A 25057-nucleotide genomic window follows, 5' to 3' on the forward strand; every position below is an offset into this window, starting at 1 on the left:
TCTGGCGGAGAGGGCGGGATTCGAACCCGCGGTAGGCTATTAACCTACACACGCTTTCCAGGCGTGCGACTTAAACCGCTCATCCACCTCTCCAGAGCCATCGAGTATAACCCGAATTCGGCTTAGTTCAGCGGAACTTTCTTGCCGTCCTTGTAGACATACAACGTCATGGCCGGGTTCTTCAGTTCGCCATTGGGCTCAAACACCACTTTGGCGGTCACGCCCTGGTAGTCGGCCGCAGCCAGTTTCGGGCCATACACCTTGGGGTCGGCCGAGTTGGCTCGCTTCATGGCATCCACCAGCACCATGGTCGCATCGTAGGTGTAGGGCGCGTACACCTGGAACTGACCAGGGAACTTGGCGTCGTAACGCGAACGCCAGGTCTTGCCATTGGGCAGCTTGTCCAACGAAGCGCCCCCCACTGCACACACCACGTTGGCCAGGGTTCTGGCGCCGCTGGACAGGTCCATCAACTTGTCGGTGCAGATGCCATCGCCACCAAACATGTACACCTTGGTCATGCCCAACTGCTGCATCTGACGCAGCATGGGGCCGGCTTGAGGATCCATGCCACCGAAGAAAATGCCGTCGGGCTTCTTGTTCTTGATGGCCGTGAGAATGGCCATGAAGTCCACCGCCTTGTCATTGGTGTATTGCTGGCTGACCACATCCATACCCAGCTCTTTGGCGGTCTTGGCAAACACCTCGGCCACGCCCTTACCGTAGGCCGTGCGGTCATCAATGATCGCGACCTTCTTGAGCTTGAGGGTGCCTTGGGCATAGCGAGCCAAACCTGCGCCCAAAGCGTTGTCGTTGGCCAGCATGCGGTACACGTTCTTGTAGCCCAGGGTGGTCAACTCAGGATTGGTGGCCGATGGGGTGATCATCGGTAGTCCGCAGGCGTTGTAGATCTTGGCGGCAGGCAAGGTGGTACCCGAGTTCAAATGGCCGATCACGCCATTGACCTTGGCATCGCACAGCTTTTGGGCGGCGGCCGTGCCTTGCTTGGGGTCGGCGGCGTCGTCTTCGGCCACCAGTTCGAACTTGACCTTCTTGCCACCAATCGTCACGCCTTGGGCGTTGAGTTCCTCGACAGCCAGGCGTGCGCCATTTTCGTTGTCACGGCCAAAGTGAGCCTGCGGCCCCGACACGGGCGCCACATGACCAATGCGAACCACGGTCTGGGCTTGTGCATGGGCAACAAAACCCATTGACGCCACACAGGCCAAGGCTGACAGGGACAGGCAAACCTGAGTATTTTTCATATACGGTAAGAAGGAGCTGAATGAGAAAAAGGCCCAGAACGCCCCGCCGTCAAGACGGACGGCGCTTACTGAGTTCTTGCGCCACAGCCTGTGACACCAGATGACGCAGGCGATGACTCAGTTCGCTTTGCAAATCTTGCACCAGTTGCTGAGCCAACTGGTCAAGCACAGGCGCCATGCTGGACATCACGTGCTCGGTGATTTGATCGGTGAGATCGTCACCGAGATCGGCGGTCAGATCGGCCGATTCGGCGACCTCGACCATTCTGGCCTCATCTGATGAGGCATGATCGTCCAGCAAGGCGTCGACAGACGGCAGCACCTCTGACTCGGGCACCACTTCTGTCAACACCGCAATGTCTTGCGGAGCGGGCACCAACGGCGCAACAGGCTCGACGGCCACGGCATCGGCGAGATCAATGTCGGACACATCCGCATACCGCGGCTCAGGAATGGGCGTGTCTTCCACCACCTCGGTCAAGGTGGGGACGTGTGCCGGGAAGGGACGCGTGGCGCTCAATCTTTCACCTCGTGCGGCTGGATCTGCCAACCCATCGTTTCATACTGCTTCCAACGACGGCGCCCTTGCTGACGGTCGTCGGCTTGTAAAGAGACGACCTCGAACAGCCGCTCGTACCGGTCCAGATTGGCTGGAATGTCGCCACCCAGATTGATCAGAATCTGACGCTCGCCCGGCGCAGAGGCAGGGTCGGCCGTCAACCAGATCGGGGTCGACCACATGCGCTCCGGCACGACTTTGCCCGCAGCGGCATGCACGTGCGGCACAAACTCGAACTCGTCAAATACCCAGAGTTGTTTATCCAGGGTTTTGAGCGTGGCGTCATCAGCAGTTACCACCACCCGGGTTCCACTGCGGTAGGCCTTGCGCAACAAACGGCACGCGTAGGCGATCTTGTCTGACGTGCCGTGATGAAACTCGACCTTACCCATTGACCTTGTACACCCAATGATCAGGCCGCTGAGCCGGCGCTCTTGGCGCCAGCTTTACGCGCCACGGTACGTGCGGCCGCCTTACGTGGCGCAGTCTTGCCGGCTGCCGATTTGCGGGTTGCCACGGCCTTGCGAGTGGACGTTTTGCCTGCGGCTTCCTTGGCTGACTGCTCAGGCAGGGGCGCGAGCGCATCCTGACCTGCCGCAGCCTGATTCAGCACGAATTGCGTCAGCAAAGACACCGGACGACCGGTACCCGACTTGGCTGCGCCGGACTTCCAGGCCGTGCCCGCGATGTCGAGGTGGGCCCAACGGTAGGCCTTGGCGAACTTGCTCAGGAACACGGCCGCGGTAATGGCACCGCCTTCGCGTCCGCCCACGTTGGCCAGATCGGCGAAATTGCTCTTGAGTGACTCGGCATACTCGTCGTCAATGGGCATGCGCCAAGCGGTGTCACCCGCCTGCTTGCCGGCCTCCAGCAGCGCTTCGGCCAGCGCGTCGTCTTTTGAAAACAGGCCACTGTGCTGGTTGCCCAAAGCGATCACACAGGCACCGGTCAAGGTGGCAATGTCAACGACCACGGCCGGCTTGAGTCGTTCGGCGTAGGTCAAGGCATCGCACAAGATCAAACGGCCCTCAGCGTCGGTGTTGAGGATTTCGATGGTCTGCCCCGACATGCTGGTGACCACGTCGCCAGGCTTGGTGGCAGTGCCGCTGGGCATGTTTTCGCACGTGGGAATGAGCCCGATCAGGTTGACCTTGGGCTTGAGTTCGGCCACGGCTCGGAAGGTACCCAGCACGCTGGCTGCGCCGCCCATGTCGTACTTCATTTCATCCATGCCGGCACCGGGCTTGAGCGAAATGCCACCCGAGTCGAACGTGATGCCCTTGCCCACCAGCACGATGGGGGCCTGCGCCTTGGGTGCACCGTTGTAGCGCAAGATGATGAACTTCGGCGGCTGCGCTGTTCCAGCGGTGACCGACAGGAACGACCCCATACCCAACTTGGCAATGGCGGCACGCTCCAACACCTCGGCTTGGAGGTTCTTGAATTCCTTGGCCAGACGCTTGGCTTCCTGCCCCAGGTAGGTGGGCGTGCAGTGGTTGCCTGGCAGGTTGGCGCATTCGCGCGCCAGCGCCACACCCGCTGCCACGCCCTGCCCTTGCTGCACACCGTCTTTGACGGCTGCGGCATCTGGCTCGGTGCAAGCCAGGGTGACCTTGCTCAGGCGAGCCGCCTTGGGCGCGCTGGGCTTGGTCTGCCGGTACACATAGGTCAGATCACTTGCTGCCACCACCAGCGCTTGAGCATGAGCAGCGGTCAAGGCATAGCCTTGGGCCGGTGCCACCACCACCTGGCTGGTGCCCAGTTCCTTGAGCACGCCCAAGCCCTTGGCCACAGCAGCTTTGAAGGCTTTGGCTGACGTGTCGGCCGCCACGGCCAGCACCACACGAGCCGACTTCACGCCCTGGGGGCGGTGAACATACAGTGTGCGGCCGGTCTTGAGCTCGAAATCGTTACCAGAGCGGGCGTCCTTGATCAGGCTGTCCAGCGCGGGGTCTTTGGTTTCTGTGAGCTCTGGGGTCAGGATCAGAAGCAAAGAATCGGTGGTGGCCTGTGCCAGGGCCGAACCCTGGGCAACGATCGAGCGAAAGTCCATGTCATGCACGTCCATAATGGACGGGTAGATTAGATCCAGACAATGTTATTCGATTCCTCTGTTCGCAAAGAGCTCTGGCGCAGTTTTATGGGCACCCTTGTGGTGCTTTTGACTGTGGTGCTGACGATGGTGCTGATTCGCGTCCTGAGTCAGGCCACGGTGGGCGCGTTCGCCCCGGCCGATGTGGGCCTGATCCTGAGCTACACCCTGATTGGCCAGATGCCGGTGATGGTGGCCCTGTCGCTGTTCGTGTCGGTCATCATGGTGCTCAACCGCCTGTGGCGTGAGAGCGAAATGGTGGTTTGGCAAAGCAGTGGCGCGCGTCAGTTCACCTTCTTGCGCCCCTTGCTGCGCATGGCCTGGCCTGTGCTAGTTGGCGTGGCCGTCCTGACCCTGATTGCCCGCCCTTGGGCCCAGGGACAGAGCCAGCAATTGAAGGACCGCTTCGAGCGTCGCTCGGACATTTCCCGCGTGGCGCCTGGTCAGTTCCAGGCCTCGGCCGATGGGCGGCGGGTGTTCTTCATTGACAGCCACAGCGACGGCGAGCGCACCGGCAAGAACGTTTTCATGGTGATGTCCGAAAACGGGCGGGAAGCCGTGGTGACCGCCAAGGAAGGCCAGATCACCGTTGAGAAGAACTTGCGCTATCTCGTGTTAAGCCGGGGCGAACGCACCCAAACCGACCTGGAAACCGGTGAAAAGGTGCTGTCACGCTTCACGCAGGCCAAGATTCTGGTGGGAGAAACACCCGATGCCCAGTCAGCCGCGCCCGATGCGCGCTCCATGCCCACGCTCGACCTGATCCTGTCACATCAGCTGCCACACAAGGCCGAACTGGTCTGGCGGCTGGGCCTGATCTGGGCCGCCTTCAACATGGTGCTTTCGGGCCTGAGCCTGGCTGCAGGCAGTGCACGACGCAACAGCAATTGGTCGATGGTGTTTGCCTTGCTCGTCTTCGTGGTCTATTTCAACCTGCTGACCTTGACCCAGACCTGGGTATCGAAAGGCAAATTACCCTGGCTTTCTGCTTTGCTGGTGGTTCACGGTGGTCTGACTTTGGCCGCCCTGGGCGTGACCTGGTGGCGAGATGGTGCCGCTGTGGGGCGCAAACCGTTCATCCGCAAGGCCGGACCGGTTCTGACCAGCTTGCTCAAGCGCTCTGACGGAGGTCGCGCATGAAGACCGTTCGTCGTCTGATTTACCGCCAGATCATCACCCATGTGCTGATGGTGGCCGCGGGCTTTTCTGCGCTGGCCTTTTTCATTGACTTTGTGGATGAGATGCAGCGCGTCGGCAAGAAGGGCTACACCCTGCTCGACGCAGTCTGGGCCTGCACCCTGCTGCAAGGCTTTCACCTGTACGACCTGTTTCCGATTGCCTTGCTGATCGGCTCGATCATGGCCCTGGCCCGCATGGCCCAGACCTCCGAGTTCACCATCTTGCGCACAGGGGGGCTGGGACCAGGTCGGGCCCTGACCTTGCTGGCCGTCTTGGGGTTGGCTGGAGCGGCCATGGTAGCCGTGCTGGGTGACTGGGTGGTGCCTCGCACCGAGCAGCGCCTGACCCTGCACCGCGCCAAGGTCGGAAGCCAGAAAGGCCTGGACCTGGGCCACGGCGGCGCCTGGCTGCGTGAGCGCCGAGACGATGCCAAGACCGGCGCACACAACATCACGGTCAATGTCGGCCAAGCCGATGGTCACGGGCAACTGGGACTGATCCGCATTTTCGAATTCGATGGCCAAGGTCGTTTGCTGCGTCGCATCAGTGCACAGTCTGGCGAAATTGAATCCATCAAGGACAGTCAGGGCATCAAGGGCTCGATCTGGCACCTCAAAGGCGTGACTGATGCCGTCTGGCACAACGAGGAAATGTTGTCCGAAGAGGCCGTTTTCAAAGCCGACCAGTTGGTGACCGAAACCGAGCGCCCTTCCCTGCAGTGGTACAGCAGCCTGACGCCCATGGTCGTGGCCGCTTCCGTTCTCCCTCCGGAGACCATGTCCACCATGGCACTGTGGCGCTATACCGAACACTTGGCCAACAACGCTCAGGCTGCACAGCGCTATGAAATGCAGTTCTGGAAGAAGGTGTTCTACCCACTGGTGTGTTTCGTGATGGTGGGGCTGGCCTTGCCCTTTGCCTACCTCCATGCACGCAGTGGGGGCATGAGCCTGAAGATTTTTGGCGGCATCATGCTGGGCATCAGTTTCGTGCTGGTCAACCACATCAGCAGTCACCTGGGCTTGTTGCACCACTGGCAGCCCTGGATTGCGGCGGTGGTGCCCAGCATCATTTACTTGTCCTTGTCGCTGGGCGCCTTCGTCTGGCTGGTTCGGTACCGTTAACCCACTCATGCCTACATGACTACCTCCGGCATCTTGTTGTTCGCCCATGGCGCCCGCGACCCGGCCTGGGCGCGCCCTTTTCAAGCCGTTGCGACACGCCTGTCGCTGCGGCAACCTGGCGCACCGATTCGGCTGGCTTTTCTGGAATTCATGACGCCCGACATCGTGCAAGCGGGGGCCGAACTCGCGGCTGAGGGCTGTCAGCAGGTGACCGTGGTGCCCTTGTTTCTGGGCGCTGGCGGCCATGTGCGCAAGGACCTTCCGGCCTTGCTCGAAACATTGCGTGGGCAATATCCGCATATCACCTGGCGACTCAGTGCCGCAGTGGGAGAAACCGATTTGCTGATCGACGCCTTGGCCGATTCTGCGTTGGCCTTGGCGCAAGGCACCGCCAGCCTGTTGAGTACCCCACCAGCCGCTCCTTGAGCTTGACACCATGAACCTGCACCAGTTCCGGTTCGTTCAGGAAGCGGCCCGCCGTAACCTGAACCTCACAGAAACGGCCAAGGCCCTGCACACATCGCAGCCCGGCATTTCCAAGGCCATCCTGGAACTGGAAGAAGAGCTCGGCATCGACATTTTCGTGCGGCATGGCAAACGCCTGCGTCGCATCACCGAGCCCGGTCTGAAGGTACTGGAATCGATCGACATCATCTTGCGCGAGGTAGGCAACCTCAAGCGCATCGGCGACGAATACGCCATGCAAGATGCCGGCACCCTGTCGATTGCCACCACCCACACACAAGCACGCTACGTGCTGCCAGAGCCCGTAGCGGCCTTGCGCAAGAAGTATCCCAAGGTCTCGATCAGCCTTCACCAAGGCACGCCCGAGCAGGTGGCCCAGATGGTGTTGGACGAAGTGGCCGACATTGGTCTGGCCACCGAATCACTCAGCGACTTTCCCGACCTCGTGACCTTGCCAGCCTACGAATGGCATCACGTGGTGGTCATGCCGGCTCACCACCCGCTGGCGCAAGTCCCCCGCCTCACGCTGGAGCAATTGGCGGCCGAGCCACTGATTTCGTATCACCCATCGTTTACGGGCCGAAAGCGCATTGACCAAGCTTTCGCGCAGCGCGGGCTGCACCCCAACGTGGCGCTGGAAGCCATCGATGCGGACGTGATCAAGACCTACACCCGCCTGGGCTTGGGCATTGGCCTGGTGGCCGAAATGGCCGTGAAAGACGACCCCACCATGCAGAACCAGACGCAAAGCGACTTGGTCTGGCGCCCAGTTGGGCACCTGTTTGGCCCCAACATTGCCCGCATTGCGTTCAAGCGAGGGGCCTACCTGCGCCAGTTTGTGCTGGCATTTGCCGAACTGATTTCAGACCGATTGACCCGCGCCATGATCTTGCAGGCCATTCGCAACCCGGACGACTCTGGCGCCACCAGTGGTACCGATTACGGCTTGTGAGTCAAATTCAAATCGGGCGGATCGATATAGAGGTCGTCCAACTCCAGATCGAGACTGAGCACCGGCGCCATTTCAGGCAAAGCCTTCATCGGCAAGGTGGCCATCAGGGGACGACCATCGTCTGTTGTCGCTCGATGTGAGGGAGACGATGCCACCATGACATGACCGTGATGCACACCGCTGCCATGGTCCTCGGTCAGGTCGCGCAAGATGGCGTACAGGAATAGCAACTCGCGGTAGGCTGGCAAGTCGAAGGTATAGGACTCGGCATCCTGCCGCATGAGTGAGCGCTCCAGCACTTCAAGAGCCTGGTCCGGGTTGGGCCACAGGGCCTGCAGGCGCTCGATGATGCCGGGGTAATCCTTCAATTCATGACCATGAGTGGGATCGGCATCCCACAAAGGTGCATGTGCGTTGAACCGCAGATTGAAGTTCATGCGGGTGCGCTCGTAGTCGGTCCGCATGCCCTGGCGGCGATAAATTTCCAACAACTTGAGGAAAGGCATCGGGCTGCTGGCACTGGTGGTGCGGATGTAGCCTTCCAGCACCTCAATGGCCGACTCGTCCTGACCGAGAACCAGGAAGAACTCTGCCTGCTGTTCAAGATCGATCAGCTCATCAACCGACACATCGCGCAGACGTTCCTTGGGCGCGTCGCGGCGGGGTGGCGGGGCTGAGCCCGCTTCAGTCGACACGGGGACCTCTGTCGAGGTCATGACAGGCGAGGTCACATTCGCCACGACCGGCACGGCGGCCAGAGGAGGCTCCGCATCAACCTCGGCCACAACGTCATGGATATCGGACAGCAAGATGGCAGTGTCACCTTCATGCCGCGACATCTCTTCCAGCTCTTCCGGCGTGCGCGAGGGCAACCAGCCAGACTGCTCGGCCAAGGCGCGGCGCAAAGCCCGCTCGCGCCAGGCAAGCACCCCAGCAAGAAAGACCACCAAAGCACCCAGTCCATAGACCACGACCTGATTGTCATCAGGCCGGGCCAACCTGCCCTGCAGACCCGCTACAGCCTCACTGGCACGCTGGTTGTCACGCGTCAAGGCATCCAGTCTGCGCTCCACCTCTTCCAGACGATCGCGCTCTCGCGCCAACTCCTCAGGGCTTGCGTTCATGGCCTGCCAGATGGCCGATGCTGCACGGCGACGTTGCAGCAACTCCGGCGACGAGGCCTCATCCTGCGGCGGAGGCACCGTCAAGCCCTGAGCCATCTGCAAGCCGGGCAACACCGCCGCTTCGGTTGCCACCGGGTCGAGTTCAAGCCGCGGGGCTTCTCGCACTGGCGCTGCTGCTCGCTTGGGCGCGGCCGCCGCAGCCTTGCGTGCGCTGGATTGCTTGCGCGCCGACTTGTTCTGATCTGCAGCCCTAGGTTCGCCCCCAGCGAGAGAAAAACTGGGCGCCTTGTGCCCCAGCCCACTGGTGCGAGAGATCGGATCGCGAACCGCCTTCAGTGGCTGGGTCATCCCTGCATCCGGCTCCGCCTGCGCCGACGTCGCTGCCGAAGTGGTCGCGGACGCCGGCTCGCCAATCGCCGGCATCTGCACGTCAGGCGGGTCGACCAGGCTGACCCATTTGCGTGTGATCCGCGCCTGACAGCCTACGGTCAAGGTCACCGTGACCACGGGCTCGTTGATCAAGGCCGAGGTCCGAACCTGCACCATCGGGGTGGCGGTTCGGCCTACCGGCGCCACACTGTCGCGGACCGACACCTGTACCGCCGAAGCAGCCAGCTTGTCATCACCAAACTGCACCTCGGCGCGCACACACTCGGCTGCCAGCTCCTCGCCAGGCTCAAGGCGCACGGGGACAGACACCGCCAGTGTGTCGCCCAGGATGGCGCGGGTAATGGGACGCCCGAGCCCCATGCCGCTGGCTGGAGCAGACCATGCCCAGAGTGCCAGCGCGGCCGGAACCGCCAGTACGCCCCGCTTGAACTTATTCATGTGGGAGCTTCATTGACCTTTGATTTTGACTCTAGCATGTGGACCTTGTATTCCATTGGACGGGAAGCCCCCGGGAAACCCGCCAATTTGTGTTGGATTCACCACCTTCTGGCATGACCACTGAACTGTTGACCGAACGCCATGGCGCGACCCTGCTGATCACACTGTCCGGCCCTGCGACCCGCAACGCCCTGGCCCGTCAGGTTTTCGCCGCCGGCATTGAAACACTGAACATGGCCGAGTCCAACCCGGATGTGGCGGCTGTGGTACTGACCGGCGCCGGCGAGCATTTCTGCAGTGGCGCCGACTTGCAGCATTTGAAGCAACAACGCCAGAACCTGGCCGCTCAAGGTGCACAGATTGAAGATTTCCACCAGTGGATCGAGGCCCTGCGCAGCTTCCCCAAGCCGGTGATTGCCGCAGTGGAAGGTGTAGCAGCCGGCGGCGGCATGGCCCTGGCTTTGGCCTGCGATCTGGTGGTGGCATCAGAAACCGCGCGCTTTTGCGCCCACCCCGCCTCGGCAGCCATGCCACCGGAAGGCGGTTTGAGCCATACGCTGGCTCGCACTGTGGGGCGCGCTCGTGCGCTTGAAATCATGTGGCACACCGGCAATCTGCCCACCCAGCAACTTCAGCAGTGGGGCCTGGTGCAACGCCTGACACCGACAGGCCAGGCCTTGACTCAAGCCTTGAACTGGGCGGAGGAACTGGGGCGACTGCCCCCCAGCGTGATGGCCAGCATCAAAGAGTTGGCCAACGACGCCGCCAATTCGGCTTTGCGCGCCCAGATGAACGCGGAAAAACAGCATGCCTTGATCAATCTGGCCCAGGGTCAGATCCCGGGCCTGATTCCAGACTGAACTGCTTTAGCGCCCCATCAGGCCGCCGTTTGCAAGGCGGTTTCGCGCAAGCGGCGGGCGGCCAGGTCGAACAGATCGGCTGCCTGCTTGAGCACCTCGGGGTCGATATCGTCGCCCGCCATGCGCACTGTGAGCATGCCCCGGTTGACCGTCAGCACCAGCATCAACTCATCCGTCCACCACGAGTTGGCGGCCTCTTCAAACGCTGCAATCAGGCTTGAATCGAGCCACAACTGCGAGACTTCGACGGCATTGGACAGAATGACGAAGCGCTTGGCCAGGGTGGGCGATTGAGGTGTATCGACCTGCGGATGCATGGCCAACCAGCGCATTTCATCGGGCAGACTGGTGTCGATCTGGGTCTGCATGTCGTTGGTAAACCGACTGAAGACATCGGTTTCCAAGGTCTGCGCCAGCGCTCGGGTCAGCATGACCACCTGCACATCGTGAGGCATGCTGGTTTCGCTGCGAAAGCGCAACTCTTTACCGGGTATGTAGACGCGACGCTGAGAGTCGCCCCACTCGACGCGCCAGCCGCGCGTGGTTTCCACCACATAGCCCGACACCCGCCCCGACACATGCTTGAAGGCATGGCCTTCCGCCTTGGCCCAGGCTGACAGCACGCCGCCTTGGTCCACCCCTTTCGAGGAGGACCCCATCCATTTCTTGATCGAAGCAAACATGGTGTGCAGCCCCTGGTTCAGTTCGTTATGGAAAGATCATAGTGGACTTCCCTCTGGCTGGCAGCCCTTCTGTAGGCACCGGGTGTCTGCCCGAACCAACGCCGGAAAGCCTGACAGAACGTGGAAGCATCGGCAAAGCCCAGCTGCTCGGCCACATCTGACACGGTGAGCGTCGTCGAAGTCAGAAGAGACTGGGCTCGGGCCTGGAGAACACGCTCGCGCACATCGCGAAAGGAGGTTCCTTCGTTGGCCAGACGCCTGCGCAAGGTGCGCTCCGAGGCCCCCAGCATGGATGCCACTTCCTCATGAGCCAGCAATCGGCCCGGATGCTGGTGCAGCATCGATTCGACGCGAACCGAAGAGTCTCGCGACTGGCTGCGCTGGGCAAGAGGCTGCAAAGCGGCCAATTGCGCGTCGCATGCGGCAAGACACAAAGCATGCGCCGTGACCGAATGATGTCGGTTCGCCCGCAGCAACAGGTCGGCGGGAAGCGTCAGTGCAGACGTCCCACGGGTATGCGCCACCGGGCATCCCAGGTAGGCTTGTAATCCGTCGGCCTGCGTGATGTCGGCCAGATTCAACGCCACCCGAACAAACTTCATCTCATCTCCGGCCAAGTCACGCAACATGGCACCGACTGCAGCCACATCGCGGCACAACAGAAAGTCGCGAAGGTCGAGCGGAGCCTGGCCTGTATCCAGAGTGATGCACACCTCCGGCTCGGCACCGGCAGACGCCTGTGGCTGCATGGTCCCATCGAAGCGCAACCAGGAAAAGCTCAAGCCCTGATAGCGCAGCGCAGCTTGCAAGCTGTCGGCCACCGTGGGAGCCGACAACATCGCCATCCCCAATGAACCCAATGTGGCCAAACGATAGCGCTGACCCAGCCGAACAGCCAAACCTGGCATGCATTGAGCGGCTTCCCGCAAGCGTCTCAACACCGCCAACTCGGCGGGCGCCCCCACCCGCAAGGTCGGGTCGGCCAGGTTCTGATTCGTCGCCAAACCCGCCGCATCGAGCAAGACAGAACCATCCAATCCGTGCTCGCGCAGGAGGTCGCACATCAGACGCAGGCTCTCCACACTGAAATAACGCATGGCCGGTTGACTAAATGAATTGGTCCGTGGCACCCATTCTCAACACGCTGCGGTCTTGCTGAAATGGCGCAAACCCCAACGAGGAGTGTGCTCATGAAGATCGCCATCATTGGCGCCGGCCCCAGCGGCATCACGGCTGCCAAGAATCTGTTTGACCAAGGTCTGACCGACGTCACCCTTTTTGACCGCGGCGACGAGGTCGGAGGGAACTGGGTGTTCGATTCACGCTCGGGGCATTCCAGCGTATTCGAGACCACACACATCATCTCGTCGCGACAGTACTCGCAGTACCACGACTACCCGATGCCCGAGTCCTACCCGGACTACCCCAACCATCGTCTGCTGAAAGACTATTTCCAGAGCTACGCGCAGCACTTCGGCGTCACCGGCAAGGTCCGGTTTCGTACGCTGGTGGAGCAATGCCGACCTCTTGGTGATGGCCGCTGGGAAATCCACAGCCGCCACGAGCCCGATGGCGCCACGGCCACCGAAGTATTTGACTACCTCGTGGTGTGCAATGGTCACCACTGGAAACCTCGCTGGCCGAGCTACCCAGGCACATTCACGGGCGAGATGCTGCACAGCCACGACTTCAAGCGGGCTGCTCCGTTTGCGGGCAAACGCGTGCTGGTTGTGGGCGCCGGCAACAGCGCGTGCGACGTGGCCGTCGAGACGGCGCGCGTCTCAGCCCGCACCGACATCTCCATGCGTCGAGGTTACTGGATCGTGCCGAAATTCATTTTCGGGCGCCCGGCTGACGTGCTTCACAACCGCATGGCACACCGCGCGCGCTGGCTGCCACGCCGACTGCGCACTTGGGCACTCGAAGCCTTGCTGACCTTCATCAATGGCCGCAACGAGTCGTTCGGCATGCAAGCCCCCGACCACCACGTACTGGAAACCCACCCCACATCGAATTCCGAACTGATCTACTTCATTCGCCACGGGGAGATCGGCGTCAAACGCGACGTCGCCAGACTGGATGGGCAGACTGTTCACTTCGTCGACGGCAGTCAGGCCGACTACGATGCACTCATCTGCTGCACGGGCTTCTGGATAGACCATCCCTTCTTCGACAAGCGCTTGATCGACTACTCATCCGGGCAGCCGCCTCTGTACCTGAAGATGCTGCCTGCCGACGTGCCCAATCTGGCCTTCATCGGCCTGTTCCAACCCTTTGGCTGCATCTGGCCCGCCGCCGAACTGCAGGCCAAGATACTGGCACGCATGCTGGTAGGCAAATGGGCACCGCCACGAGATCTGGCTGGCGCCATTCGCGAAGAACTGGCTCATCCAGATCAACCGCAGCTCGATACCCCGCGGCACACCATCACGGTTGACTACCCTGTGTTCAGGGAACGGCTGCTGAAGGAATTGCCCTCGGACTACGTTTCGACATCGGTGGCAAGCGCTGTAGCATCGGCACACCGCCCCCCTTCGACTTGGCCTCATGCAGCCTGAACACTCCCCCTCCAGACGCGCGCCGGTGGTGCTGATTCACGGCATGTGGAGTAATCGGCACACCTGGGGGGATACGGCCGCGCACATCCAAGCACAGGGCTATGAGGTGCTTGACTACGAACTACCAGAGCATGGCCTGCGCTACCAAGACCCGAAACAGCTCGGCCGCCTGGGCCTGCAAGACTATGTGGCCGACCTGGTCGCGTGGATCAGCACCCAACCCACCCGACCGATCTTGATCGGACACTCCATGGGCGGGCTCATTGCATTACAGGCCGCCGCCCAACTGCACCAAAGCGGTCTGGATGTGCCTGGCGTCATCGCGGTCACTCCGGCCATTCCGTCGGGTGCCTGGGCGATTTCCTGGTCGAACTTCCGCGTGTTCCTGCGCCCATGCCTGACTCAGATGATGGGTCTCCGTGCATTCAGGCTGACAGCATCAGAAGCTCGCTTCGGGCTGTATCACGACACGCCCGCCGTGCTGCAGGAAGCCAAGATTGACGCCCTGCAAGCAGAGAGCGGACGCGCTTTGATGCAGGTGGCCTGGTGGTTCCTCGACCGCACCCAGGCGTCGAAAGTGCCATGGCAGGATCTGACCTGCCCTGTCCGGGTCTACCTGGGAGGCAAAGACCGCATCGTGCCAGCCTGGGCTGGCCACGTGTTTCGCCAACTGCGCCAGGGTGAAGTCCACATTCACCCTCAGTCGTCGCACATGGTGTTCGACGACACAGCCAGAGCACATTTCTTTCAGTGGCTGAGCCAGACTTTGCGCGAAATCGCTCCCTGAAATGAACAACACCGGCACGAGGCCGGTGTTGTCATTCAGATCAGCAAGCTGACCGGGGCATCAGTGAGCCCACAGCCACATCTTGGTGCCTTGCATGTCGATGTTCTTGATTTCCAGCGAGCCGTAGGACTTGTTGCTGTTACCGTTCTTGATCGAGTCGATCTTCACGGTAGGAGTCAGGCGACGGTCCAGCTTGGCGTTGGGGAAAGCGAACTGAACTGCATCAGCGCCACCATCGGTGGGGTCATACACAGGCACGCCGGTCGAGGTACCAAAAGCGTCGTAGGTGTCGTACAGCAGCTTGTTGGCTTCAGTGATGGCCTTGGCGCCGGTGCCCACATACTGCTTCATGGCAGTGATGGTGGAGTTCACGAGCGTTTCGCCGTTGATCACGTCGATGGTCTGCACGAACATGCCGGTGATGTGGATGCCGTTGAACGACACGGAACCGCCGTTGGTGTCGGTATCGGTCCAGGTGAAGGCTCCGATGTTGATGTTCAGGTCGCCACCGATGGTCACGCCGTCCTGACCAGTCACGCTGCTCAGTTCGGAATCATCAACCACGGCTGCGGCATGAACCGACAGACCCAACAGGGACAAGGCAGCTGCAGCCACAGCGCTTTTGATCTTTTGCATGCTTCTCTCCACTCAATCTTGAAAGGCCACTTTTTTGGAACCGCCTGGCAGGCCATCGTTGAGAGTCTTGCGACTGCCGGGCTTGTCAAGCTGATGTGAACTGTAGAGAACGAGGGTCTGACGACTTCATCTGGTTTACCTTAGGCCGCGAAAGGCCAGGGCATATTTCACGCAAGCTTTTCACGCAAAAACAGCAGGTCAGCCACAAAAAAACAAAAGCCGCAAGAGTGGCTTTACCCAACTTGCGGCTTTCCGAGACACCCAATTTGTGGGGTGGTACAGATAATCACCCCAGACGAGTGAAATCTGCAATGCGAGTCATCTGGCCTGTCCGGAGGGACTCGAACCCCCGACCTACTGCTTAGAAGGCAGTTGCTCTATCCAGTTGAGCTACGGACAGCCGAAGCGCGAAGTTTACCGCGAGCGCCACCTCGACAGCAGCAAGGCGTTGCTGACCACACTCACTGAACTGAATGCCATGGCTGCTCCCGCCACCATCGGATTCAACCCACCCAGCGCCGCCAGGGGGATGCCCAACACGTTGTAGGCAAACGCCCAGAAAAGATTCTGGTGAATCTTGCGAGTGGTTCGTCGAGAAATATCGAGCGCTGCGGCGATCAGCAATGGGTCACCCCGCATCAAGGTGATGCCCGCCGCCTGAAGGGCCACGTCTGCCCCACCCTCGGGGTTGGCCATGGCCATACCCACATCTGCAGCAGCCAGCGCTGGCGCATCATTGAGCCCATCGCCGACCATGGCCACAACCCGATGCTCGCCACCAGGACCTTGCTGCAACTCGCGCACCCGGTCGGCTTTTTCATTGGGCAAGACTTCCGCCACAACCCGACTGATACCGAGCTGGCGCCCAACAGCCTCGGCCGCACTGCGGTTATCCCCGGAAATCATGACGGTATCGATGCCCAAATCGTGCAGCGCGGCCACGGCTTGAGCTGCCCCCGGTTTGATTTCATCGCCAAACGACAGCCCCGCTCGCACTGATCCCGCGCCCGAGGCATCCAGCGCCATGAGCCACGACACCGTCGCCCCCTTGCCCTGCTGAGTGGCCGCCCAAGACTGCCATTGAGGAGACAAGCCACCACGACAAAGCTCCCCCATCCAGCGCGTGCTACCCAATGCCCAGACTTCGGGACGCCCTTCCGCCCCCAAGATGCCGCGAACACCCCGCCCCGGTACGGCCTGCACCTCTCTCGCTGCGGACACAGAGCCCCCTGCGGCATGAATGACCGCGTGAGCCAGCGGATGCTCGCTGCCGGCTTGCAGTGCAGCTGCCACCCGCAACAGTTCCGCTTGCGCCCCAGCATCGGCTTCGTCCGCAACATGCAGATCGAGCAACTTGGGGCGCCCTACCGTGAGGGTGCCGGTTTTATCAAAGGCAAGCACCTTGACGCGATGCGCCGTCTCAAGCGCCTCAGGATCCTTGATGAGGATGCCGCTGCGGGCGGCGGCCCCCGTTCCCGCCATGATGGCGGCAGGCGTAGCCAACCCCAACGCACACGGACAGGCAATCACGAGCACCGCGACGGCACGAATCACGGCTTGATCCACCGACGCCCCAGCCAGCACCCAGCCCAGCCAGGTCACCAGGGCCACAACCAGCACAGTGGGAACGAAAACGGCAGAAACCCGGTCGACTACCCGCTGAATCGGGGCCTTGGTGGCCTGCGCCTCGATCACCCTCCGGATGATCTGCGCCAGCATGGTTTGCGCCCCCACAGCCGACACCTTCATCAGCAGTCGCCCTTCGCCGTTGATGGAGCCCCCGGTGACCTTGTCGCCCTCCGCCTTGCTGACCGGCAAAGGCTCCCCCGTCAGCATGGCCTCGTCGACATGGCTGCTTCCCTCAGTCACAACCCCATCGACGGGAATGCGCTCGCCAGGCCGAACCGCAAGCACATCTCCCACCACCACCTGAGCAACCGGCACCTCGACTTCTCCCTGCGGGCCCAGTCGCCGAACGGTATTCGGGCGCAACGCCTGCAGAGCCCGAATGGCCAGCGTGGTCTGGCGTTTAGCTCTGGCCTCGAGCGCCTTGCCCAGCAGCACCAGGGTGATCACCACTGCAGCCGACTCAAAATAAAGCGGAGGCTGGGCATGCTGCCCTGGATGCACCGAGTCATGCCCACTGCCCCCAGCCACATCATGACCGTGGCGCCACCATAGCCAGACCGACAATCCCCATGCGGCAGTGGTGCCCAAGGCCACCAACTGATCCATGTTGCCACTACGGTCTTTGAGGGCTGACCAGCCAGCCTTGTAAAAGCGCCACCCCAGCACGAACTGCACAGGGGTTGCCAGCACGAACTGAACCCAGGCCGGCCAGAAGTCATGCCGCCCCCAAAACATGGGCAAGACCAGGGGGACACTGGCCAACAATCCGAGGCTGACCGCCCCCCACACATCCCACCAACTCTGCGCTTCTTCCTCCAAAGGCTCGTCCTGCGACTGGAGATGCGCCTCGTAGCCCGCGTCTTGCACAGCCGCAACGAGGGACTCGGGATCGAACTCGCGCGCCTCAGCACTGGTCGAAATCGCCGCTGTCTCAGTTGCAAAGTTGACTTGCGCCTGCACGACCCCGGGCACTTTGCGCAACGCCCGTTCCACCCGATTCACGCACGCCGCACAGGTCATGCCACGCACGGCCATCTGGAAATCAGTGCGATTCTGGGGACGCTCAGGAAGTAAAGATGATTCAGACATGGCAAAACCCGGAATTTCGGATAACAATCGGCTCAAGTATCACCCTTGCCATGATGTCAAGGTCAAGTGATTGACTCTGACACGATGTCAGGCCGGATACTGCGATGTACGTCCAAACGGCCATCGAACAAAGGATCATCCATGAGCTCGACTCAAACCCATCAGCTGCAAGTCAAGGGCATGAGCTGCCAGCACTGCGTCAAAGCCGTGACCAAAGCCATACAGCATCAAGACCCCGAGGCTTCGGTGACTGTCGATCTACCGCAAGGTCAGGTCGTTGTTCAATCTACGCTCACGCGCGATGCCGTCGCGCAAGCGATTGCGGAAGAAGGCTATGAAGTCCAAAACTGAAACCGTCGCAGACGTGAACATTGGTGAAGCATCTCGCATCACCGGCATCTCGCAAAAAATGATTCGCCATTACGAGAGCCTGGGGCTGATGGCCAATCTGCCTCGCACCGAATCGGGCTACCGACTCTACGGCGAAGACGCGATCAACACGCTGCACTTCATTCGCCGCGCCCGAGATCTGGGCTTCGGTATTCCTGAAATCGGCCAACTGGTCGATCTGTGGCAAAACCGCCGCCGCAGCAGCGCCACAGTCAAGAAAATGACCGAAACCCGCATTGATGAGTTGCAGCAACGCATTGATGCGCTGGAAACCATGAAGCGCAGCCTGCAACAGTTGGTCAAGCAATGCAACGGCGACAACCGCGCTGCTTGCCCCATATTGGAAGACCTGGCCAGCGACAGCAAAAAAGGCAAAGGCAAGAAGGCCGCGAAAAAGGCTTGATCAGGCCTTCATCCAGGTTTCGGCGCACTGGCTGAGTTCGGTCAGTGCGGCGTAGAACTTGGCCACGTGAACACCATCAACCACCCCGTGGTGCACCTGCACGGCCACGGGCATGGTGCCGCCCCCCTGCGTTTCTCGATATTGCCCCAAGGTGATGACCGGGATGTAGCCATACAAGGGGTCATAAGGGTGATGGAACGCTGTGAAGCGAAACCAGGGAATGCTGGTGATGAAGAACATCTGGTGCTTGTCGCCCACACCCAGGTCAGGCTGCACCCGCACGGCCTCCATGCTCGATCGGGCCAGATCACGGTAGGTGGGATAGTGCGCATCGAAGCGTGAATCGCAAAACGAGAAGAGCTCGTCTTCGCGTGCGACGGTGTAGCCCGGGTGCACACACTCGTATTCGTACAGCACACCATCGATGACACGATGCCGAAATTCGGGTACCGCATTGACCGCCCGCGATACGGCATAGCTCATCGCGATGAAAAACGATTCCCCCGTTTCTTCAGCCACGCGCTTGATACCGGAGACGTCCACCTCAGAGGTGGTGCTGAATTGCGGCATGAGGCGATCGTTGAACGCCAGGAAAATGTCTCGCCGCTTGTAGGACGCCAGATCGATGGCGCGTTTGCCCGACATGTTGCTGATTCCTGAAAAACAAAGCGGGTTAACTTCAGCAGCATCAAGCAGCCAGAAAATCAACCCGACAAATCAGCAGATTAGCAGACGCCACTCACGGCCGTTCCATCATGGCGGGGGGCCGAGGTCATGCCCCTCTGCTGACAGGTACATATAGCTGCGGTTGAAGGGGTACGCACAAGCCCTGTTGTCATCCTCTCTTACCCCAAGAACCTGGAAGAGCGACAACCAACCTTGCTCGAACCCCATGGCCGAGCCCGCCAGATACAGCCTGTATGCGCGGATCACGGACTCAGACCGAGCCCCCAGAACCCGCCTTGCCTGATCCAGATGCGCATCCAACGCATCGGCCCAATGCCATAGGGTCCGGGCATAGTGCGGGCGCAAGCACTCTGCATCCACAGCTTCGAGTTTGCTCTTGCCCATGGCGGCCAACATGACGCTCACATGCACCAGCTGACCACCCGGAAAGATATATTTCTCAATGAAGTCGCCCAATCCGCCCCCCAGTTGAGCTGCTTCGGTGCTGCCGCTGGTGATGGCTTGATTGAGCAGCAAACCTCCCGGCCTCAAAATGCGCCGAATCTTGGCGAAGTAAGCCGTCAAATTTTTCGCGCCCACGTGCTCGCACATCCCAATCGATGCCACCTTGTCAAAGGGGTGAGATTCATCGATATCACGGTAGTCCTGCAACAACATGCGCACACGTCCCTGGAGCTTTCTTGCATCAATGAGACGATTGACATAGGCGTACTGATTCTTCGACAGCGTGATGCCCGTGGCGTTGACCTCGTAGTGCTCTGCCGCCCACAGCAGCAACCCACCCCAGCCTGCACCGATGTCAATGAATCGATCACGCGGCGACAGCATGAGCTTCTTGCAGATGTGATCAAGCTTGGATTCCTGCGCTTGCGACAGCGTCATCGTGGGCTCGGAAAAATACGCGCACGAGTAAATGCGTCGAGGATCAAGCCAGAGCGCATAAAAATCGTCGGAGACGTCGTAGTGCTGTTGAACCTGCCTGGCGTCGCGGTCACGACTGTGACTGCCGAATGATCTGATGGCCAATCGGGTGTTCTGCCATGCCCGGTGGCGCCATGTCGATGGCACCTGCGTCGGATCGATGCCCAGTAAGGCTGGCGCAATGGTCATCAGGTCACGCAGTTGCCCCTCGATTTGCAAGCTCCCCTCGACATAGTCTTCAGCCAACCGGCCGATGACACCTTGAGCCAAATGCATGAGCGTGCGCACATCGCGCACCATCAACTGCAACATCGGTTGAGAGGCCCCGATGCGCAGCCCACCAGGAAGCTGGACGGCGCATGGCAATGGCAAAGCTGCCAAACGCCGCTCGGCCTGCCGCAAGAAGAATCGGTCAGAAAGGTTCATTGCCCCCTCACGAGAGCCAACAGTCCACAACGGCGGAATATCGATGCACCCCGCCTCGACCCTGAACGATCACAAAGGCCCAGGGTTCAAGGTGCATGTTTGCAGGAAGGTATCGTCTTTGCGAACTCCCATCACTCCCTAGAACCATCGGAAATGGGATGGCATGGCTGGAGCGGACAAGCGCAACACTGACGTCGGGACGGCATCAATGCGCCAACGCAAACGCCAACGCCAACGCATTTGCGACACCAAAACAAAACGGGTTAGCACCAGAAGTGCTAACCCGTCAGTTTTTTTGGTCGGGGCGGTGGGATTCGAACTCACGACCCTCTGCTCCCAAAGCAGATGCGCTACCAGGCTGCGCTACGCCCCGAAGAAGCAAGAGTATAGCGCACTTTTGACCTTATGACGAAATTTGTGCCCAAGCTTTTTCAAGTCGCTTGATGCTGACAGGCTGCGGCGTGCGCAACTCTTGCGCAAACAGGCTCACACGCAGTTCCTCCAACAGCCAACGGAACTCGTCGGTGCGGGCATCCAGGACACCCTTGAGTTCTGCCAGACGCCTCGTGTAGCGCTGATCCAGGGGGCGCAATTCGGTCATGCGCTGAGCATCGCGCGCGGGGTCTCCCTTGAGCTTGTCCAGACGCAGTGTGATGGCCTTGAGGTAGCGAGGGAAGTGCTGCAGCTGCACATAAGGTGTCTGCGTGACGAAACGCTTGGGCATCAGACGTTGCAGTTGCCCGGCAATGTCGTCGGCCACATCCTTGGGCGGCCTGGCGTCTTTGAGTTTGCGGGTGGCCGCTGCGTATTCCACCAGAATGGAGCCAGCCAGACGCGCCACTTCTTGCGCGATCAGGTTCAGGCGCGTACGTCCCTCCTCCACTCGCGCCTTGAAGCTGGCGGCATCCGTGGGCAGAGGATCAGCCAGGTAGGCTCGGTCCAGTGCGACATCGATGATCTGATCACGCAATTCATACGCCGTGCCCAGGCTCATATAGGCCATGGCCATCTTCTGCAGATCAGGGATGTTCTTTTCCAGATACTTGAGCGGCTCTTTGATCTGCAAAGCCACCAGGCGGCGCAAGCCCGCACGGTGCTTGGCAGCGGCCACATCGGGTTCGTCAAAGATGTCGATCTCAACGTGTTGCCCCTTGTCGATCAGGGCAGGAAAGCCAATGAGGGTATGGCCGCCCCGCTGAATTTCCATCAACTCAGGCAACTCGCCAAAAGTCCAGTCGGTGAAGGTCTGGCTGGCGGTGGCTTGCTTGGCTTGTGGGCCCGGGACACACTGTGGCCCTGCGCCGGGCTTGCCTTCGGTCTTGGGAGGTGCACCGTTGCCTTTGCCGGATCCAGCCTGATCTGCACGGGCAACGCTGCTCGCGCCCTCCGGGCTGTCACCCTGCGCGGGCTGCGCCACGGCTTGCGCCTTGAGCGAAGCCAGTGCCTGGAAGGCCCCGCGCGCCAAGGCACCCAGATCCGCCTTCAAGGCGGCCAGGTTGCGCCCCATGCCGAGTTGGCGCCCATGTTCATCCACCACGCGGTAGTTCATGAACAGGTGGGGCGAGAGCATGTCGAGCTTGAAGTCATTGCGCTTGACGTCCAACTGGGTCTTGTCGCGCACGGCCTTGAGCAAGGCTTCCATCAAGCTGCCCTGCCCGAACTCCACCGCCTGCACAAAGGCCTCGGCGTAGTCGGGTAGCGGCACCAGTCGGGCACGCGGCTTTTGATGCAGGCTCTTGACCAGCGCCAATACCTTGTCTTTCAACATGCCAGGCACCAGCCACTCACCCCGCTCTTCGCTGACCTGATTGAGCGCATAAATGGGCACGGTCACCGTCACGCCATCGCGGGCGTCACCCGGTTCGTGCAGATAGGTAGCGGCACAGTCCACGCCGCCCATGCGCACGTATTTCGGGAAGGCGGCGCTGGTGATGCCGGCAGCCTCGTGGCGCATCAGCTCTTCACGGCTGAGGTAGAGCAGCTTGGGGTTCTCTCGGCTGGCCTGTTTGTACCAGCGCTCGAAGCTGTGGCCGCTCATCACATCAGGCGGAATCTGCGCGTCGTAGAAAGCGTAGATCAGCTCATCGTCCACCAGCACGTCTTGCCGGCGCGACTTGTGCTCCAGTTGCTCAACCTGACTGATGAGCTTGCGGTTGTGTGCGAGGAAAGGCAAACGCGTTTCCCATTCCTGGCCAACCAGGGCTTCGCGAATGAAGATCTCGCGCGCCTCGCGGGCGTTGACCAAGCCGAAGTTGACACGCTTGTTGTTGTAGACCACCAGGCCATACAAGGTGGCACGCTCCAGCGCCACGACCTCACCCGCCTTCTTTTCCCAATGCGGTTCGAGCAACTGCTTTTTGAGCAAATGGCCGCCCATCTGCACCAGCCAGGGCTGGTCGATGTTGGCAATGCCACGGCCGTAGAGCTTGGTGGTCTCCACCAATTCGGCCGCCAAAATCCAGCGACCCGGCTTTTTGCTCAGATTGGCACCAGGGTGCTTCCAGAACTTGATGCCGCGAGCGCCCAGGTACCACTCGTCTTCATCGCTCTTGCAGCCAATGTTGCCCAGCAAGCCTGACAGCAAGGACAGGTGCACTTGCTCGTAAGTGGCGGGGGCCGTGTTCAGACGCCAGTTGTGTTCGGCCACCACGGTGTGCAGTTGGGTGTAGACGTCTTTCCACTCTCGCACGCGGCGCGGGTTGATGAAGTTGTCGCGCAGCAGGGCTTCGTATTTGCGGTGGCTGAGCTTGTGCTTTTCTGGCTGACCGGGCTCGTGGTGGCCGTGCCCACCCCGCGATTCATCCAGCCACCTCCACAGCTTGATGGTGCCCATGAACTCGGACTTCTCGTCATCAAACTGCTTGTGCTTCTGGTCGGCCTGCTGTTGCTGGTCAATCGGGCGGTCACGCACATCCTGCACGCTCAGGCTCGCGGCAATCACCAGCACTTCGGCCAAGGCTTGGCGGTCTTTCGCCTCCAGGATCATGCGGCCCACGCGAGGGTCCAGCGGCAACTTGGCCAAGGTCTGCCCCAAGGGGGTGATCTCGTTGTTGTCGTCGACCGCGCCCAGCTCATTGAGCAGCTGATAGCCGTCGGCGATCGCCTTGCGCAGCGGCGGCTCAATGAAAGGGAAATCCTCCACATGCCCCAGGTGCAGGGACTTCATCCGCAGAATCACACCAGCCAGCGAGCTTCGCAGGATTTCGGGGTCGGTGAAGCGCGGGCGGGCGTTGAAATCTTTCTCGTCGTACAGCCGGATGCAGATGCCGTTAGCCACCCGGCCGCATCGGCCCGCACGCTGGTTGGCCGCCGCTTGGCTGATGGGCTCGACCTGCAGTTGCTCGACCTTGTTGCGGAAGCTGTAGCGCTTGACCCGCGCTTGGCCGGCGTCGATCACGTAGCGAATGCCCGGCACGGTTAGCGAGGTTTCAGCCACGTTGGTGGCCAGCACGATGCGCTTGGGCCCGCCGGTCTGGAAGACGCGGTCTTGCTCTTGCTGGCTCAAGCGCGCAAACAAGGGCAGCACTTCGGCCACCGTGCGGTGCTCGGCCAGGCGCTTGCGCAGGTGGTCAGAGGCTTCGCGGATTTCGCGCTCACCGGGCAAGAAGACCAGGATGTCGCCAGTGCCTTCGCGCCACAGTTCGTCCACGCCATCGGCAATGGCTTCGTTCAGGCCGTACTCGCGGCTTTCTTCAAAAGGGCGGTAGCGCTGCTCAACCGGGAACAGTCGGCCCGACACCATGATGACCGGCGCCGGCCCCTTGGCCGATTCGAAGTGCTTGGCAAACCGGTCGGCATCAATCGTGGCCGAGGTGACGATGATCTTGAGATCTGGACGACGCGGCAACAACTGGCGCAAGTAACCCAGCAGGAAGTCGATGTTCAGGCTGCGTTCGTGGGCCTCGTCAATGATGAGGGTGTCGTAGGCCAGCAGATCCGGGTCGCCCTGGGTTTCGGCCAGCAAGATGCCGTCGGTCATCAGCTTGACGCTGGCGCCCGGTTGAAGCCGATCCTGGAAGCGCACCTTGTAACCCACCACCTCACCCAGCGGGGTGTTCAGCTCTTCAGCAATGCGCTTGGCCACGCTGGAGGCGGCAATGCGGCGCGGTTGCGTGTGGCCGATCAGCTTGGGTCGCAGGTGGCGGGGTGTTTTCTGCCCTGGCTGTGCTTGAGGCGCGCGAGGCTGGCCCCAACCGCCCCGGCCCATGGCCAACGCGATCTTGGGCAACTGTGTGGTCTTGCCCGAACCCGTTTCACCACAGACGATGATGACCTGATGCTCGCGCAAGGCGGCTTCGATCTCGTCGCGTTTGCCGCTGACGGGCAGCGATTCGGGGAAGGTGATGGGGGGGAAGGTGGCAGACATGGCTCAAGCATCAGGCAAGAGCGCGATTATCCCC

The 25057-nt window shown here is 60.9% G+C and carries 21 protein-coding genes and 3 tRNA genes; 9 read left to right on the forward strand and 15 right to left on the reverse strand.

Annotated elements, in window-relative coordinates; all coding sequences use genetic code 11:
• Positions 1–2: 2 nt before the first annotated feature.
• The 5 genes from VFW72_RS07885 to VFW72_RS07905 form a co-directional block, all read right to left on the reverse strand.
• A tRNA-Ser gene (locus VFW72_RS07885) sits at positions 3–93 on the reverse strand.
• A gap of 29 nt (positions 94–122) precedes the next feature.
• The gene (locus VFW72_RS07890; protein WP_329673740.1) at positions 123–1211 is read right to left on the reverse strand and encodes a branched-chain amino acid ABC transporter substrate-binding protein; all 1089 of its coding nucleotides are present in this window, start codon (positions 1209–1211) and stop codon (positions 123–125) included.
• A 103-nt stretch (positions 1212–1314) separates the two neighbouring features.
• Positions 1315–1785, reverse strand: a complete 471-nt coding sequence (locus VFW72_RS07895; protein WP_329673741.1) for a hypothetical protein — start codon at positions 1783–1785, stop codon at positions 1315–1317.
• Entirely contained in the window at positions 1782–2216 is a 435-nt protein-coding gene (locus VFW72_RS07900) for a DNA polymerase III subunit chi (RefSeq protein WP_329673742.1), read from the reverse strand. The genes VFW72_RS07895 and VFW72_RS07900 overlap by 4 nt, the downstream gene beginning before the upstream one ends.
• Before the next feature lie 20 nt (positions 2217–2236).
• On the reverse strand, positions 2237–3877 hold the full coding sequence (locus tag VFW72_RS07905) for a leucyl aminopeptidase (RefSeq protein WP_329673743.1): 1641 nt from the start codon (positions 3875–3877) through the stop codon (positions 2237–2239).
• 42 nt (positions 3878–3919) lie between these two features.
• Here VFW72_RS07905 and lptF point away from each other — a divergent pair, with 42 nt between their 5' ends.
• The 4 genes from lptF to VFW72_RS07925 are packed head-to-tail and all read left to right on the forward strand — an operon-like array spanning position 3920 to position 7636.
• The gene (gene lptF, locus VFW72_RS07910) at positions 3920–5056 is read left to right on the forward strand and encodes an LPS export ABC transporter permease LptF (protein WP_329673744.1); all 1137 of its coding nucleotides are present in this window, start codon (positions 3920–3922) and stop codon (positions 5054–5056) included.
• Entirely contained in the window at positions 5053–6219 is a 1167-nt protein-coding gene (gene lptG / locus VFW72_RS07915; RefSeq protein ID WP_329673745.1) for an LPS export ABC transporter permease LptG, read from the forward strand. The genes lptF and lptG overlap by 4 nt, the downstream gene beginning before the upstream one ends.
• A gap of 15 nt (positions 6220–6234) precedes the next feature.
• Positions 6235–6645 carry a CbiX/SirB N-terminal domain-containing protein gene (locus VFW72_RS07920; protein ID WP_329673746.1) on the forward strand — a complete coding sequence of 137 codons (411 nt, stop codon included), beginning with the start codon at positions 6235–6237 and terminating at the stop codon, positions 6643–6645.
• A gap of 10 nt (positions 6646–6655) precedes the next feature.
• Positions 6656–7636 carry a CysB family HTH-type transcriptional regulator gene (locus tag VFW72_RS07925; protein ID WP_329673747.1) on the forward strand — a complete coding sequence of 327 codons (981 nt, stop codon included), beginning with the start codon at positions 6656–6658 and terminating at the stop codon, positions 7634–7636.
• On the opposite strand, the gene VFW72_RS07930 is transcribed toward VFW72_RS07925, so the two are convergent.
• Positions 7624–9588 (reverse strand): hypothetical protein, encoded by a 1965-nt coding sequence (locus tag VFW72_RS07930; RefSeq protein ID WP_329673748.1) that lies wholly within the window; start codon positions 9586–9588, stop codon positions 7624–7626. The genes VFW72_RS07925 and VFW72_RS07930 overlap by 13 nt on opposite strands.
• Before the next feature lie 113 nt (positions 9589–9701).
• Between VFW72_RS07930 and VFW72_RS07935 the strand changes: the two genes are divergently transcribed.
• Entirely contained in the window at positions 9702–10448 is a 747-nt protein-coding gene (locus tag VFW72_RS07935) for an enoyl-CoA hydratase-related protein (protein WP_329673749.1), read from the forward strand.
• A gap of 17 nt (positions 10449–10465) precedes the next feature.
• On the opposite strand, the gene VFW72_RS07940 is transcribed toward VFW72_RS07935, so the two are convergent.
• On the reverse strand, positions 10466–11131 hold the full coding sequence (locus tag VFW72_RS07940; RefSeq protein WP_329673750.1) for a hypothetical protein: 666 nt from the start codon (positions 11129–11131) through the stop codon (positions 10466–10468).
• A 17-nt stretch (positions 11132–11148) separates the two neighbouring features.
• Positions 11149–12228, reverse strand: a complete 1080-nt coding sequence (locus tag VFW72_RS07945) for an AraC family transcriptional regulator (RefSeq protein WP_329673751.1) — start codon at positions 12226–12228, stop codon at positions 11149–11151.
• Positions 12229–12321: 93 nt separating this feature from the next.
• Between VFW72_RS07945 and VFW72_RS07950 the strand changes: the two genes are divergently transcribed.
• Positions 12322–13689 (forward strand): flavin-containing monooxygenase, encoded by a 1368-nt coding sequence (locus tag VFW72_RS07950; protein ID WP_329673752.1) that lies wholly within the window; start codon positions 12322–12324, stop codon positions 13687–13689.
• On the forward strand, positions 13679–14476 hold the full coding sequence (locus VFW72_RS07955; protein ID WP_329673753.1) for an alpha/beta hydrolase: 798 nt from the start codon (positions 13679–13681) through the stop codon (positions 14474–14476). Before VFW72_RS07950 ends, VFW72_RS07955 begins: the two co-directional genes overlap by 11 nt.
• 60 nt (positions 14477–14536) lie before the next feature.
• Here the strand turns inward: VFW72_RS07955 and VFW72_RS07960 are convergent, their stop codons facing one another.
• The 3 genes from VFW72_RS07960 to VFW72_RS07970 all read right to left on the reverse strand — a co-directional run bounded on the left by VFW72_RS07960 (position 14537) and on the right by VFW72_RS07970 (position 17830).
• Complete coding sequence (locus VFW72_RS07960; RefSeq protein WP_329673754.1) at positions 14537–15112, reverse strand: DUF6160 family protein; 576 nt, start codon at positions 15110–15112, stop codon at positions 14537–14539.
• Positions 15113–15435: 323 nt separating this feature from the next.
• Positions 15436–15512: transfer RNA gene (locus tag VFW72_RS07965), tRNA-Arg, on the reverse strand.
• A 14-nt stretch (positions 15513–15526) separates the two neighbouring features.
• The gene (locus VFW72_RS07970; protein ID WP_329673755.1) at positions 15527–17830 is read right to left on the reverse strand and encodes a heavy metal translocating P-type ATPase; all 2304 of its coding nucleotides are present in this window, start codon (positions 17828–17830) and stop codon (positions 15527–15529) included.
• 141 nt (positions 17831–17971) lie between these two features.
• On the opposite strand from VFW72_RS07970, the gene VFW72_RS07975 reads away from it, so the two are divergent.
• Both VFW72_RS07975 and cueR read left to right on the forward strand, forming a co-directional pair.
• Positions 17972–18181, forward strand: coding sequence for a heavy-metal-associated domain-containing protein (locus VFW72_RS07975; RefSeq protein ID WP_329673756.1), 210 nt, complete (start codon positions 17972–17974; stop codon positions 18179–18181).
• On the forward strand, positions 18165–18623 hold the full coding sequence (gene cueR, locus VFW72_RS07980; RefSeq protein ID WP_329673757.1) for a Cu(I)-responsive transcriptional regulator: 459 nt from the start codon (positions 18165–18167) through the stop codon (positions 18621–18623). Before VFW72_RS07975 ends, cueR begins: the two co-directional genes overlap by 17 nt.
• Here cueR and VFW72_RS07985 read toward each other — a convergent pair whose 3' ends face one another.
• From VFW72_RS07985 to hrpA, 4 genes are all read right to left on the reverse strand, one after another.
• On the reverse strand, positions 18624–19268 hold the full coding sequence (locus VFW72_RS07985) for a CatA-like O-acetyltransferase (protein ID WP_329673758.1): 645 nt from the start codon (positions 19266–19268) through the stop codon (positions 18624–18626). It abuts the gene before it with no gap.
• Positions 19269–19376: 108 nt separating this feature from the next.
• Positions 19377–20657, reverse strand: a complete 1281-nt coding sequence (locus tag VFW72_RS07990) for a class I SAM-dependent methyltransferase (RefSeq protein ID WP_329673759.1) — start codon at positions 20655–20657, stop codon at positions 19377–19379.
• Between the two features lie 296 nt (positions 20658–20953).
• A tRNA-Pro gene (locus VFW72_RS07995) sits at positions 20954–21030 on the reverse strand.
• 30 nt (positions 21031–21060) lie between these two features.
• Positions 21061–25023, reverse strand: coding sequence for an ATP-dependent RNA helicase HrpA (gene hrpA / locus VFW72_RS08000; protein ID WP_329673760.1), 3963 nt, complete (start codon positions 25021–25023; stop codon positions 21061–21063).
• Positions 25024–25057 lie beyond the last annotated feature (34 nt).

The sequence above is a fragment of the Aquabacterium sp. genome (genome assembly GCF_036273115.1).
In the GTDB taxonomy this organism is placed as follows: Bacteria; Pseudomonadota; Gammaproteobacteria; order Burkholderiales; family Burkholderiaceae_C; genus Aquabacterium.